The organism is Streptomyces sp. NPDC001796, assembly GCF_042892355.1.
Taxonomy (GTDB): domain Bacteria; phylum Actinomycetota; class Actinomycetes; order Streptomycetales; family Streptomycetaceae; genus Streptomyces.
Genome location: NZ_JBIAUC010000009.1, coordinates 270,062 through 284,573, shown reverse-complemented (window position 1 = coordinate 284,573; position 14,512 = coordinate 270,062). Strand labels below are relative to the sequence as shown.

Genomic DNA, 14,512 nt, shown 5'->3' with positions numbered 1-14,512 from the left:
TGAACTGTGGGGGACCGTCAATCTACCGCCGGCGATGACGGTTCCCTAGCCCTGGGTTCGCCCGTCGAGGAATTGCGCGGGAGCAGGTTGTGCCACCGGGGACGGGCCATGAAGAACGTCGCTCGCTTTCGTCCAGAAATGGGTGGATCGGTCAGCACGGACAACTGTCGCCTCGGACCATGGCCTCACGCAGCGATCGAGAGGGGGCCGTCCCCGGAGCCGAGCAGGCGAAGGATCCGCGCCTCCTCCTTCCGCACGGCGGAGGGAGGGATGCGGCCGCTTGCGCGGCGGAGGGCAAAGGCGAGCGAAGGCGTCGGCGGTTTCGTTGAGGTCGTGTCCGATGTGGCCTTTGAGCCAGCGGACCTGGACGCGGTGGCGGTGGCGGTGGCGCACCAGGCGGTCCATCAACTGCCGGCTCTCCGGGAAGAGGGCGGTGCGGTGGGCGGCTGCCGGGTCGGCGGAGCGCAGGGCCGTGTTGACCGCGTCGACCGCCTCGGTGCTGTCGCACAGGAGGACCACGGGTGCATCCTCGTCGTGGTGCTCGAGGAGGCTGAGGGCGGCCGCGTAGATGCCGATGACTTCGGCATCGCCACTGCTCGAGGCCAGGGAGTCGCCGTATCCGGTGGTCCCGTCTTCGGCAGCCCAGCCGTAGCCGCACAGTGCGGACTGGTCACCGACGGCGGCGTCGGCGACGGCCACGACGGCGGTGTCGGGAAGGTCGGCGAGCACGGCGTAGCGGTCACCGTCGGCCGCAATCGTTGCCGTCGGATGTGCGTCGTCCCCGTCCTCGCCCGTGTCGGCAGAATGGGCGTCGGCGAGGACGGCGGCAAGAGTGCGGTGACAGTGCGGGCAGCCGTCGGCCTGTTCGGGGCAGTGCGCCCGGTGCCTCACGGTCTGCTCACGCAGGCTGTGCCACAACTCGGGCTCGGCGTCGGCGAAGCGCGCCAGAGCCGCGGCGCGACACTGCGCGATGAGCTCCGCGAGAGGCCCCGTGGTCGCGGAGGCCCGCATCCGGTCGTTGAGGTCCGTGACCCGGAGCATGGCTTCGCGTGAGCGGGCAGCGAGAACCGCGGTGTCCTGGTAGGCGTCGTCCAGAGCGTCAAGTCGGGCGCGCCGTACCGGGAGAGAGCAGGCCGGTACGTCCCGCTCGGCCCGCCCGATCGCGTAGCGGCCCCAGGCCAGCGCGGCACGGGCATGGCGGCTCCACCGTTCGACCACCGCGTTTTGCGGGAGGTACGGGTTCTCTTCCTCCAGGGCATCCCGCAGGAGGGCCTGGACGAGGGCGTCGTCGTCGCAGTCCCGCAGTTCGCGCACCGGTGCCGGCAGTTCGTGACCTGCCGCTGTCCGGTCCCAGGCCCACCGGACGAGGTCGCTCTCCGGCGACTGCGGTGTGCCGTCCGGCAGTCCCCTGTCGCGGAGCTCCTGCCGCAGGGCCTCGGCGAAGGCCACCGGGGATGCCATGCGCGCCACCCTCAGCTCCAGCAGGTCCACCGGCCGGGCGCGGCCAGCGAGGCGGCGGGCACGCTGCTCCTTGTACACGGTCTCCGCCTGCGACCGGGCCCGCCGCACCTTGCGCGCGTGGGCTCGCAGCCGTCGCAACCGCTCGGGGGGCTGAGCCGAGAGTTCCGCGCGCCGGACGGCCCCGCGACCGAGGACGTCGGCGTGGGCGAGAGCGACGGTGATCGGACCGGCGAGCGAAACGTGTTCCAAGGCCTCGGCGATCTCCGGAGCGCAGATCCCGTTCATTCGCGCAAGGACGGCCTCCTGCAGGGCGGTGAAGTCGTCGGCGAAGCGACGGATCAGCTCTGTGTGCTCGGTGATCGTCACGATGGCCTTCCGGGTCGCGGGTGGATGGTGAGCGGGGCCGCACATGTTGTGTGATCGGGCGTGGGCACGGTCGGGCCCGTGGGCCCGGCATCGGGGTGCACCCGATGCCGGGGAAGGCGTGAGCCGCCGCCGGATGGAGACGACGACGGCACCCGGCAGGGTCCCGTCCGCGGTCCGGGCTACCGCACCTGGCCGGTGAAGATGGCCGTGCGGTACCAGCCGGAGCCGGAGGTGTCGGTCGGCGTGATCTCGATCTGGGCGCTCCTGGCCGTCTTGGGGAACACGCAGCCCGCCTTCCAGGTCTGCGACTTGCCCGGCAGCAGGTGCGTGTCCGGCGTGCCGCTGAAGCCTGCGTCCGTGTCGAAGATCTCGTCGGCGCCGTCCGGGCAGGACAAGCTGACCATGCTCAGGTCGATCGAGGACTTCGAGTCGTTCTGCATGGTGACGGAGAAGGCCAGGTAGGCCTTGCCGGACGGGCTCGCGTACTCGCCGGAGGTGCCCCGGCTGAAACCGCTCAGGTGCGCCTTGACACCGTTGTTCCACCTGGCGGTCTTGTCCAGCGCGACGGTGAAGGTGTCACTGTCGGAAGCGTCCTGGGTGTCCTGCGAGTCCTCGGCGGTCTGGGTGTCCCGCGAGGCGCTCACGGTGGCCGTCGGCGGCGCGGTGTCGGTCTGGGTGCCGCCGATGGTGGAGCAGGCGCACAGAGAGCAGCCCACGACTGTCGCGGCCACGGCGAGGACGGTCTTGCGCGGGCGGGTCAGGGGCGCCGCGATCAGCGCGAGGGGCGTTGAGGCACCGTGGGTGAGCCGCGCTCCGCGCCACGACGGCTTCCGCCCGGCCGACGGCTGCGCGGAGGCGGGGGACGCCTGCGGCGCCATCCCGGGCGCGCCCGAAGCCGGGGCCTGACCGGCCGCTCTCCGGTGCTGGGGACTGCCGGTGGATATGGCGGGGACGGCGTACGGGGGCGAAGGAGAGGGAGAGGACGGCGTGCCGTCCTTCACACCACCGCTGAAGTTGAGCCGGCCGAAGGCGCCGGCGCAGACGCCGTCGTGCCCCGACGCCGCCTTGAGGGCGCGCGGATCCTCCTCCTGACGCGGTGACGGCACGAGACGTACCAGCGTCGCGCGGGACGTGGTGCCGATGACCGCGTCCTCGCGGAACGGCATGACGCTGAGCGGGAATCCTTCCGGGGTGCCGCTCGGCATGGTCGGACGCATGGGTTTCCCCCTGGGTGGTGATCGATCGGCCGTGGCCTGCCCCGAGGCGCCCGGGCCGGGTGGGCTCGAGGACATGGCTATGACAAAGGGAAGGGACGCTTCACGCGGGGGCATCGGCCACCATCGGAAGCAGTCACATGTAAGCACGCACCTGAAAGCACTGTCCAACACTTTCGACGGGTTGACTCGTGCTGTAGGGTGTGACCACGCCGACCATCGGAGCCAGGACCACCCCCATGTCGCAGCCACCCGCACCATCCGCCCAGGTGACAGCCGCCGAGATCTCCCGCATCGCGGGAGTCACGCGCGCGACCGTCAGCAACTGGCGCCGCCGGCACGAGGACTTCCCGGCACCCTCGGGCGGCACGGACAGCAGCCCGCTGTACGACCTGAAGATGGTCCGCGCCTGGCTCGCCTCGCGCGGACAGCGCACGGCGGCCACGCCCAGCGCAGAGCTGCGCACCACCCTGCGCCTCCGCGAACCGGCCGCTGCCGGCACGTCCGACCTGCTCCTGCTGGTCCTCGCGGCGGCCCGCCGCCCCGCCGACGACCTCACCGGTCTGCTCGCGCTGCCCGACGACGACCTGGTGAAGCAGGCGAACGACGCGGCGGTCGAGGTCGCGGACGTGGTGCCGGACACCGAACCAGTCCGCTTCACCGCCGCCGACACCACGGTGCTGCGCGCCCTGCTGCTCTGCGTCCGCGACGAGGGCGCGCAGACGGCGCTGGGCGTCCTGGCGGAGCGGGAACTGGAGGACAGCGCCGCCAGCGGCGCCTACCGGACCCCGGCCCCGCTCGCCGACCTACTGGCCCGCCTGATCCCGGGCTCCCCCGCCCGCGTCCTCGATCCCGCCTGCGGCAGCGGCACCCTGCTGACGGCCGCCGCCGCGCGTGGCGCGCGTGAGCTGTACGGACAGGACAGCCTTCCCGTCCAGGCACGGCGCACCGCGGTCGGCCTGACCCTGACGGCCGGGGAGGGCGCGGACGTCACCGTGCGCACGGGCGACAGCCTGCGCGCCGACGCCTTCCCGGACCTCACCGTCGACGCCGTGCTGTGCAACCCGCCCTACGGCGACCGGGACTGGGGGCACGACGAACTGGCCTACGACTCACGCTGGGCGTACGGCTTCCCGCCCCGCGCCGAGTCCGAACTGGCCTGGGTCCAGCACGCGCTGGCCCACCTCGAACCAGGCGGCCACGCCGTGCTCCTCCTTCCTCCGGCCACGGCGTCCCGTTCCTCCGGCCGCCGCATCCGCGCCGAGCTGATCCGCAGCGGCGCGCTGCGGGCGGTGGCGGCCCTGCCACCGGGGGCGGCGATCCCCCTCCACATCGGCTTGCAGGTGTGGGTGCTGCAGCGCCCGGAGCCGACGCGACCGGCGTACCAGACGGTCCTCTTCGTCGACACGGTGGGCGAGCCGTCCGTGCCAGGACGCGGCGGGACCCGTTCGGGTTCACTGGACTGGGCGCGGGTGACGGAGCAGATCCTCTCCGCGTGGACGGCGTTCGCCGCGGACCCGGACGGGTTCGAGACGCAGGCCGGTGTGGCGCGGGCGGTGAGCGTGGTCGACCTGCTGGACGAGGTGGTCGACGTGACCCCGGCCCGACAGGTGCGTGCCTCGCAGGCGGAGGTCGACCCGCGGAAACTGGCCCACGAGGCCGCGGCGGCCCGCGAGGGATTGGCGACGGCTGTGCGGACAGTGGCCGAGCTCGCCGGCAGGTCGGCGTGGGACGCCGCGGGGGCTTCGGCCCGCGACTGGCGCACGGCCACGGTGTCGGACCTGGCCCGGGGCGGGGCGTTGAAGGTGCTGCGTGCGGTTCCGGTATCGCCGCGGGCGGCGGCCGCCGAGGCGGAGGACGCGGAGGCGGGAGCCGACGGCGGCGAGCGTCGCCCTGTTCTGACGGGCAGTGACATCGCGGGCGGCACCGGACCGACGGGGCAGGCCGCGGACATGCAGGCCGAGCAGATGCCGGAGATCGCCGAGGGGGACGTCCTGGTCCGTAACCTCGTCGGCGGCACCGGTCCCGTGGCCCGGGTCGCGGGCGAGGCGGAAGCCGGTGCCCTGCTGGGGGCCGGCGTCCACCTGTTCCGCCCGGACCCGGCGCGACTGGACCCCTGGTTCCTCCTCGGTTTCCTCAGCTCCGAGGCCAACCTGGCCGGCGCCTCGACCGGCAGCTCCACACTCCACCTCACGCCGGGGCGGCTGCGCGTACCGCTGCTGCCACTGGAGGAGCAGCGCCGGTACGGCGAGGCCTTCCGGCACGTCGAGGCGTTGCGTGAACAGGCGCGGCGCGCCCGGGACTTGGCCGAGGAGACGGCGCGGCTCGTGAGCGGGGGGCTCACGGGCGGGCAGCTGGTGCCGGAACCCACCTAGGCTCTGGCACTACCCCCACTCCAGATGCGGATGGATGAGGACCCACCGTCCCCGTCCCGCCGCACTCACAGTCATCCGTATCAGCCCCGGAAGGGAAGCGGAAGAAGTCTTGAACATCAGCAAGCACACGGAGTTGGCGAACCACGCGTGGTCCGTCGCCGACCTCCTGCGGGGGGACTACAGGCAGTCCGACTACGGCAAGGTCATCCTGCCGTTCACGGTGCTGCGGCGACTGGAGTGCGTGCTGGAGCCGACCCGCGAGAAGGTCGCCGAAATCGCGGAGCAGTACAAGGACAGCGACATCGACCCGGATCGCTTCCTGCGCCGGGCCTCGGGTCACTCCTTCTACAACCAGTCGAGCCTGACCCTGAAGAAGATCGCGGCGGACCCGCAGAACGCGGCGAAGAACCTCGCGGTGTACGTGGGCGCGTTCTCCGACAACGCCCGCGGCGTGCTGGACCGCTTCGAGTTCGCCCAGCAGATCAAGCGGCTGGACAGCGCGGGGCTGCTCTACCAGGTCATCGGCAAGTTCACCGACCTGGACCTGCGTCCCGAGATCGTGCCCAACCACAACATGGGCTACATCTTCGAGGAGTTGATCCGCCGCTTCGCGGAGCAGTCCAACGAGACGGCCGGTGAGCACTTCACGCCGCGTGAGGTCATCCAGCTGATGGTGCGGCTGCTCGTCGCCCCCGACGGCGACGCGCTCCAGCTCCCGGGCGCGGTGCGCACGGTCCTCGACCCGGCCTGCGGCACGGGCGGCATGCTCTCCGCGATGGACGACCTGATCACGGAGCTGAACCCGGACGCCACGGTGGAGGTGTACGGACAGGAACTCAACCCCGAGTCGTGGGCGATCTGCCGGTCCGACCTCATGATCAAGGGCCAGAACCCGGAGAACATCGCCTTCGGCAACTCCTTCTCCGACGACGGCCACGCGCGCAAGACCTTCGACTACATGCTGGCCAACCCGCCGTTCGGCGTGGAGTGGAAGAAGGTCAAGGACGAGGTCGAGGCCGAGCACAAGCAGCTCGGTGACGCCGGCCGCTTCGGTGCGGGCCTGCCGCGCATCAACGACGGTTCGCTGCTGTTCCTCCAGCACATGATCTCGAAGATGAAGCCGGTGGACGTGGACGGCGGGGGCGGCTCGCGCCTCGCGATCGTCTTCAATGGCTCGCCTCTCTTCACGGGCGCGGCCGGCTCGGGCGAGTCGGAGATCCGCCGCTGGATCCTGGAGAACGACTGGCTGGAGGGCATCGTCGCTCTGCCGGACCAGCTCTTCTACAACACCGGTATCTCGACGTACTTCTGGATCCTGACGAACAGGAAGAGCCCGGACCACAAGGGCAAGGTCGTGCTGCTGGACGCCCGCGACCAGTGGCAGAAGATGCGCAAGTCGCTGGGCGACAAGCGCAAGGAGCTGGGCAAGGACCACATCGCCACGGTGGTCAAGCTGTACGGCGAGGCCCTGGCGGTGGCGGGAGACCCCGAGCACCCGCTGCACGGCAAGGTGAAGGTCTTCTGGAACGAGGACTTCGGCTACCAGCGGATCACGGTGGAACGCCCGCTGAAGCTGCGCTTCGAGATCACGGAGGAGACGCTGGCGGCGCTGGCGGCGTCCAAGGTCATCCAGAAGCTGCCGCAAGCTCCGGTCCTGGCGGAGGCCTTCAAGTCCCTGATGGGTGCCAAGTGGGGCACGAAGCAGGAGGCCTGGCTCGCGCTGAAGGACGCGGTGGTGCAGGCCGGCGGGACGTGGCCCACGGGGGCGCCGTTCAACAAGGCGCTGCGGGAGGTCGTCGGGGTACGGGATCCGGAAGGTGAGGTTCAGCTCGTCAAGGGGCGGCCCGAGCCGGATGCGGAGCTGCGGGACTTCGAAAACGTGCCGCTGGGCGAGGACGTCGAGGAGTACCTCGCGCGGGAGGTCCACCCGCACGTGCCGGATGCGTGGATCGACCACAGCAAGACGAAGATCGGGTACGAGATCCCGTTCACGCGACATTTCTATGTGTACGAGGCGCCGCGGCCGTTGGCGGAGATCGACGCGGAGCTGAAGGCCCTGGAGGCGGAGATTCAGGGCCTTATCGGGGAGGTGACGGCATGAATAATTCTTCTTTTTTGGAAACAATCCCTTGGCCGTCCGGCTGGCGAAGCGTCCCCTTGTGGACCCTCTTTGAGCGCATCAAGGACACAGGGCATCCCGAAGAGCAGATGCTGAGCGTCTATAGAGGCCAGGGAGTCCGCCAACGCGGAAGCGATAACCACAGTGCGCAAGCCCTCGATCGCAGCGTGTACCAGTTGGTGCATCCCGGCTGGCTGGTCGTCAATCGCATGCAGGCATGGCGTGGAGCCGTTGGCATCTCTTCGCATCGCGGAATTGTGTCGGGTCATTACATCTGCTTCGCGCCCAGGCATGGAGAAAATTCGCGGTTCCTGGACTGGCTTCTCCAGTCAGAGGTATACGCGACCGAGTACGCAAGACTCTCACGTGGTGTTCGCCCCAACCAGGCAGAGATTGATAACGACTGGCTAAGGGTGCTCCCGATCTACCTTCCCGCGCTTGAGGAGCAGCGTCGCATCGCCGACTTCCTCGACGCCGAGACCGCCTGCATCGACAAACTGGTAGCCACGCTGCAGCGCGAGCTAGACCTTTTGGTCGAGCGTCGTACGGCAGGAGTAGTTGCAGCCGTGTCAGGCAGTACACACACGGATCGCCGGAGCTCTACGCTCCCCTGGCTGGAGTCAGTACCGACTGCTTGGCAGGAAGTCCGTCTGGGACTGCTGGCTCGCATGGGCAGCGGACATACTCCGAGCCGGTCCCACCCGGAATGGTGGACAGGCTGTTCCATCCCTTGGATTACGACAGGCGAGGTCAAGCAAGTACGAGACGATCGAGTCGAGGACCTGTATGAGACTCGCGAAAAGATCAGCGAACTCGGCCTCGCCAACTCGGCAGCCGAATTGCATCCGAGAGGTACAGTCTTCCTCTGCCGTACGGCCTCCGCTGGCTACTCGGGCGTCATGGGCCTCGACATGGCGACGAGTCAGGACTTCGTCACTTGGACCTGCGGTCCTCGCCTGCTCCCGCACTTCCTCTTGTGGTGCCTTCGCGCCATGCGTCCCGATCTCCTAGGTCGTCTGGCTATGGGTTCCACACACAAGACGATCTATGTCCCCGATCTTCAGATGCTGCGAATCCCTCTACCACCCACGGATGAGCAGGAGAAGATCGTGCATACCATCCGACGCCAAAATGCTCGTATCGACACACTCACCGACCGGGTGCGACGCCAGCAAGAGCTGCTCCGCGAACGTCGCCAAGCCCTCATCACCGCCGCCGTAACCGGCCAGTTTGACGTGACTACCGCCAGCGGCCGCAACGTAACCGAAGGAGTCTCCGCATGAGCCCCGTGCACGACGAGTCGTCCTTCGGTTCCGCCATCGTCGCGGCTCTCTGCGAGCGTGGCTGGCGGGATGCGAACCCCGAGGACTACCAGGCCGACCTCGGGCTGGACACCAACGAGTTGTTCACCTTCATCGGGGCGACCCAGCCCGACGATTGGGACGAACTCCTCACCGTCTACGGCGGCAACCCCAACGAAGCCCAGCGTGGGTTCGCGCAACGCCTTGACCGGGCCATCGCCGACGACGGGCTGCTCCACGTCCTCCGCAACGGCGTCAAGGACCGTGGTGTCCGTCTCCGCGTCGCCTACTTCAAGCCCAACCTGATCTCTGCCGACTCCGTCCTGGACGGCTACCGGGCCAACCGCCTCACCGTCGTCCGCGAGCTCCCCTACGCCACCAAGCAGGCCGACTGGGGCCACCGTCTCGACCTGACCCTGTTCCTCAACGGCATCCCGGTCGCCACGGCCGAGTTGAAGAACCCGCTCACGGGTCAGGGCGTCGAGCAGGCCAAGGAGCAGTACCGGACCGACCGCGACCCGACCGAGCTGATCTTCACGCGCCGAGTCATCGCGAACTTCGCGGTCGACCCGGACCTGGTCTTCGTCACCACCCAACTGCGCGGCAAGAGCACCCGCTTCCTGCCGTTCAACACCGGCTCGAACGGCCCCGGCCAGCCCGGCGGCGCCGGCAACCCGGCCCCGACCGCCCCCGGCAAGTACGCCACGTCGTACCTCTGGGAAGAGGTCTGGCAGCGGGACAACTGGCTGGACCTCCTCCAGCGGTACGTGCACCAGCAGAAGGAGAAGACGCCCGGCGGCGGCACCACCAAGTCGACGATCTTCCCCCGCTTCCACCAGTGGGACGTGGTCCGCAAGCTCACCGCGCACGCGTCCGTCCACGGCGCCGGCCAGAACTACCTGATCATGGCCTCCGCCGGGTCCGGCAAGTCGAACACCATCGGTTGGCTCGCCCACCGCCTCAGCGACCTGCACGCCCGCCAGGATCCCGCCGTCCTGCGACCCGACGCCCTCGCCGACGGCCGTATCAAGCCCGGCGAGCCCGTCTTCGACAAGGTCATCGTCATCACCGACCGCCGCGCCCTGGACGCCCAGCTCTCGGCGACCGTCGGCAGCTTCTCGCAGACCGACGGTCTGGTCGTGAAGATCGACGAGAAGCACGGGGCGAAGAGCGAGCAGCTGGCCCGTGCCCTCTCCCGGGACACCGGCAAGATCGTCACGGTCACCCTGCACTCGTTCCCCGCGCTGCTGGACTACATCAAGCGCAACCCCACCGAGATCAAGGGCACCCGCTTCGCGATCATCGTCGACGAGGCGCACTCCTCCCAGTCCGGCGACGCGGCCACCGCCGTGAAGTCGGCCCTGCGCGACCTCGGTCTGGACGCCGATTCGGACGACGAGGGCGCGACGACGGTCACCGTGGAGGACAAGCTGAAGGCGAAGGCGGTCGAGCGCTCGCACGCCTCCAACCTCTCCTACTTCGCCTTCACCGCCACTCCGAAGGCCAAGACGCTCGAACTCTTCGGCACGGAAGCAGTGGAGAACGGCAAGACCGTCTACCGCCCCTTCCACACGTACTCCATGCGCCAGGCCATCGAGGAGGGCTTCATCCTCGACCCCCTGCGCAACTACGTCACCTACAACACCTACTGGAAGCTCGCGAACCTCAACCGCGACGAGAAGGAGGTCGACCCCTCCAAGGCGAACAGCCTGCTCGCCCGGTTCGCGCTCATGCACGAGCACACGGTGTCCCAGCACGCCCAGGTGATCGTGGAGCACTTCGTGGCCCACACCCGCGGCCGACTCGGCGGCCGGGCCAAGGCCATGGTCGTCACGGCCTCCCGCCAGTCCGCCGTCCAGATGGCCCGCGCCATCAAGAGCTACATCGCCGACCGCGAGTACGACACGAAGTACCCGGACCTGGGCGTCCTGGTCGCCTTCTCCGGCTCCCTCACCATCGACGGCGAGGAAACCACCGAGAGCAAGGAGAACGGTGGTCTGCCGGAGAGCGCACTGCCGAAGGCGTTCGGTTACACCCGCGCCGACGACAAGGCCGCGAAGGCCGGCGGCAAGGGGCAGCAGGAGTACCGGATCCTCGTCGTCGCCGAGAAGTACCAGACCGGCTTCGACCAGCCGCTCCTCACGACGATGTACGTCAACAAGACGCTGACCGGCATCGCCGCCGTGCAGACGCTCTCGCGCCTCAACCGCACCGCCGACCGCAAGTCGCAGGCCGACCTGGCCGTCCTGGACTTCGTCAACGAGGCCGAGGACATCCAGGACGCATTCCGCCCGTACTTCGAGGAGGCGCACACCCTGCCCTCCGACCCGAACCTGCTCTACACGGCCCAGAGCCGCGTCATGTCCGCGCCGATCATCTCGGAGCAGGACATGGACGAGTTCGTCGCCGCGTACTTCGAGGCGCAGGAGAAGGCCGGCGGCTCCCAGGCCAAGTGGGAGAAGCTGCACGCCGAGCTGTACCGGCTCCTCTCCCCTGCCGTCACCCGCTTCAGCGCCCTCCTGGAAAGCGAGGAGGAGGACGACGTCGAGACGGCCGAGGAGTTCCGGGCCCACCTCAACGACTACGTCCGCAAGTACGGCTTCCTCGCGCAGATCGTCCCCTACCAGGACGCCGACCTGGAGCGGCTGTACCTGTACGGGCGTTACCTGCTCAACCGGCTGCCCCGACTCGCGGACGGCGGCGTCGACATAGGCGAGGTCGACCTCAGCCACCTGCGCGTCGAGAAGACCGGCGAGTACGACAAGTCCCTCGTGTCTGATGGCCCGGCCGAACTCAAGGGGTTCGGTGACGGGATCGGCGGCGGCAAGGACGCCGAGAAGTCGCTGCTGTCGGAGCTGATCGAGAGGTTCAACGCGAAGTTCGGCACGGAGTTCACCGAGGAGGACGTCCTCCCGGCCTTCAACGCCACGAAGAAGGACCCGAAGGTGCGGGCCGCCGCCCTCGTCAACGACGAGGAGAACTTCGGCGTCGTCTTCGACAAGAAGTTCGAGGAGAACATGATGGACCATGTCTCCACGATCGACACGCTCGGCAAGCGGTACTTCGGCACGGACCGTGACTTCAAGTCCAACCTCGACCGCAGCGCCCGCCGCGCGGCCTGGCGGATGATCCGCCAGGAGGAGGGGCTGGACGACTTCTGACAGCGCCTGGTGCACCGGCACCCGCTCGGTGCCGGTGCACCAGGACGCGCCTGTCGAGCATGAACGGGCTTGCAGGCTGCGCCAGGGTCCATGCTCAGCGGAGTCGCCGCCCCTGCGACGGCACTTAACGCCTTGACCAGTGGGATCCGTCGCATCCCCGAGGCACCGCTCACGCCGCGGAGCTGCCCACGCCCGACCGACAGCACATGAAGCATCCGCCTACTCCGTCGGCCGATAGTCGCGAAAGATCAACGCTACACTGCGTCAGGGAGACGCAGCTGGTGGTATTGGGGGCAAAGTTAAGTTGGACGAGACAGAACGCAAGGCCGCGACGGCACCTATCCATATCCACCAGATCCGCACTGCGCTTCTGCAGCAGTACAAGGGACTCATCTACGACGAGGACCTCAAGGGATACGACCAGAACGGCTATGAACAGCGGTTCCTCTCCCGCGCATTAACGGCGGCCGCAGTACGCGAAGTGACCGGCTGTGACCACAAGACCGCCGGCGCTTCTGTCATCGACGGCGAAGATGATCAAGGCATCGACGGCGTGGCAGTCACTGAGGGCACACAGGAGGTCTGGCTCGTTCAGGCCAAGTGGAGTGACGAGGGCAAGGGCAAGCTCGACACCAATGCGGCGCATAAGCTCATCGCTGGTCTCCGTCTCATCGAGCAGCGAAGTTTCGACCGCTTCAACGACCGCCTGGAGCCAATCGCCGCTCGTGTCAACGCAGCGATGCACGATGCCCGACTGAAGGTAACTCTGGTCATCGCTGTCATGGGTGTGGGAACACTCAGCAAGGAAACCACCAACATCCTGGAAGACGCCCGGAGCGAGTTCAACGGCCTTGGACCGGTCCTTGAGTATCGCGTAGTCCACGCTGCGGACATCCTCCGACAGATCCGTGAGGATCTCGCACCCGAGCCGGTACAGGTAACCGTTCGGATGACAAACTGGCTCCGGCGGAACACTCCACTCACCGCTTACCAGGGCACGGTTCCGGCCAGCAACCTTGCCGAGTGGTACCTGGCGCATGGAAGCCGACTGTATGAGCAGAACTTGCGCCAGTCACTCGGCACTACCCGAGTTAATTCCGGCATGCTCAGCACTCTGGCGAATGAGCCGGAGAACTTCTGGCTTTTCAACAATGGCGTGACCGTGCTGTGCGATGAGCTTGAAGAGGAGTGGCCAGGGCGCCGCCGACCAGACGAGCCTGTGCATTTGCATATCTCAGGAGTCAGCGTCGTAAACGGCGCACAAACCGTCGCGGCGGCACATCGCGCCATGGAGGCGTCTCCCGAAACGGTGGAAGACGCTGAGGTAACGGTCAAGGTGATCGTCGTTGACAAGAGCATGCCGGATCTCGCGCAGCGCATTACCGAGACAACCAATACACAAAACCACGTGGAGCAGCGCGACTTCATTGCCTTGGACGAGGTACAGGCGATGATCCGTGAAGACTTCATGCTGTCCCTTCAGAAGTCCTACGTATTCAAGCGTGGGGAGCCCGACCCGGCACCGGACGAAGGTTGCTCTGTTGTGCACGCCGCCATCGCCCTGGCTTGTGCGCACCGCAATACCGAACTCGCCGTACGGGCAAAGCGGGACACAGACCTCCTCTGGGAGCGTGGCAGCAAGGGCGCCTACCCTCGCCTCTTCGAAGAGCGTCCCACCGCCTTCCAGATCTGGCGTTCGGTGCTTGTGCACCGCGCTGTGGGCACCGCTCTCAATGAAGAACGCAAGCGGTTCCAGAAGCGCGCCGCCGACGTGAGCCAGCGAGGTGACCTACTCATCACCCACCTGGTCTTTCAGCTTCTCGACCAGGATCGCATCGATGATCCGGAGTTTGACTGGGACGCGGTACTGCAAGAAGTGCCTGCGCTCACCAATCGGGTCCTGTCCTGGTTGATTCACCACATCGACACGGAGTACGGGCCCACCTCCTTCCTCAGTGGAACGCTCACTGACGCCGGGCGTTGCAAGCAGCTCGCGGAGTTGGTTTTGCGTGACGCCCAACGCGAAGGCGTCATCCCCGACCTGCCGGCGATCTACAAGGCCACTAAGGCGAGTAAACGCAAGCCACGCCGCCCCAACGCTGTGCCCACTCTTGTAGACAGCGGAAGGATCAAGAACGGCACCCCAGTCCGGCTACGCCTGTGGAACAAGCCCGAGATCGAAGCGCTCACCCCTTGGCTTGCAGAGGACCCCCGACGCGGTGAAGCCACCTGGGTGAACGACCGGACGCGGTGCCTCGTGTGGGCGGTCGATGGGAAGGCCTACTCGCCGACTCGCTTGGTCCTGAACCTCTACGAACTCGCCGGCTGGCAGGAGGCACCCGTGGCAGTACAAGGGCCGGCACGGTGGACGTTGGACGGTAACGCCACCCTCTCTGATCTCGCACGAGCACTGCACGATGAGCAGGCCGAACAAGAATAGGCACGGGGGTGCCGTAGCGCGCGCCTTGTCCGCCAGCCGTGCGCGGAACGCCTTGACGTCTGAGACGTGCCACGG

General features: G+C 67.8%; 7 protein-coding genes. 5 read left to right on the top strand and 2 right to left on the bottom strand.

Going from position 1 to position 14,512, the window contains the following annotated elements; genetic code table 11:
- Positions 1-45: 45 nt before the first annotated feature.
- Positions 46-1,827 (bottom strand): RNase H family protein, encoded by a 1,782-nt coding sequence (locus tag ACFYZE_RS20925; RefSeq protein ID WP_388995952.1) that lies wholly within the window; start codon positions 1,825-1,827, stop codon positions 46-48.
- A 179-nt stretch (positions 1,828-2,006) separates the two neighbouring features.
- Positions 2,007-3,044, bottom strand: coding sequence for a hypothetical protein (locus ACFYZE_RS20920; RefSeq protein WP_388995949.1), 1,038 nt, complete (start codon positions 3,042-3,044; stop codon positions 2,007-2,009).
- Between the two features lie 236 nt (positions 3,045-3,280).
- Here ACFYZE_RS20920 and ACFYZE_RS20915 point away from each other — a divergent pair, with 236 nt between their 5' ends.
- The 5 genes from ACFYZE_RS20915 to ACFYZE_RS20895 all read left to right on the top strand — a co-directional run bounded on the left by ACFYZE_RS20915 (position 3,281) and on the right by ACFYZE_RS20895 (position 14,437).
- Positions 3,281-5,416: an N-6 DNA methylase gene (locus ACFYZE_RS20915; RefSeq protein WP_388995946.1), complete on the top strand. Its 2,136-nt coding sequence runs from the start codon at positions 3,281-3,283 to the stop codon at positions 5,414-5,416.
- A 109-nt stretch (positions 5,417-5,525) separates the two neighbouring features.
- Positions 5,526-7,517 (top strand): N-6 DNA methylase, encoded by a 1,992-nt coding sequence (locus tag ACFYZE_RS20910; protein ID WP_388995943.1) that lies wholly within the window; start codon positions 5,526-5,528, stop codon positions 7,515-7,517.
- On the top strand, positions 7,514-8,818 hold the full coding sequence (locus ACFYZE_RS20905; protein ID WP_388995940.1) for a restriction endonuclease subunit S: 1,305 nt from the start codon (positions 7,514-7,516) through the stop codon (positions 8,816-8,818). The genes ACFYZE_RS20910 and ACFYZE_RS20905 overlap by 4 nt, the downstream gene beginning before the upstream one ends.
- The gene (locus ACFYZE_RS20900) at positions 8,815-11,997 is read left to right on the top strand and encodes a type I restriction endonuclease subunit R (protein ID WP_388995937.1); all 3,183 of its coding nucleotides are present in this window, start codon (positions 8,815-8,817) and stop codon (positions 11,995-11,997) included. The genes ACFYZE_RS20905 and ACFYZE_RS20900 overlap by 4 nt, the downstream gene beginning before the upstream one ends.
- Positions 11,998-12,301: 304 nt before the next feature.
- Positions 12,302-14,437, top strand: coding sequence for an AIPR family protein (locus ACFYZE_RS20895; protein ID WP_388995934.1), 2,136 nt, complete (start codon positions 12,302-12,304; stop codon positions 14,435-14,437).
- The last annotated feature ends 75 nt before the right edge of the window (positions 14,438-14,512 follow it).

Excerpts from the sequence above, each read along its gene's own strand:
- ACFYZE_RS20900 (WP_388995937.1), top strand. The coding sequence starts at position 8,815 with ATGAGCCCCGTGCACGACGAGTCGTCCTTCGGTTCCGCCATCGTCGCG.
- ACFYZE_RS20905 (WP_388995940.1), top strand. The coding sequence starts at position 7,514 with ATGAATAATTCTTCTTTTTTGGAAACAATCCCTTGGCCGTCCGGCTGG.
- ACFYZE_RS20915 (WP_388995946.1), top strand. The coding sequence starts at position 3,281 with ATGTCGCAGCCACCCGCACCATCCGCCCAGGTGACAGCCGCCGAGATC.
- ACFYZE_RS20920 (WP_388995949.1), bottom strand. The coding sequence starts at position 3,044 with ATGCGTCCGACCATGCCGAGCGGCACCCCGGAAGGATTCCCGCTCAGC.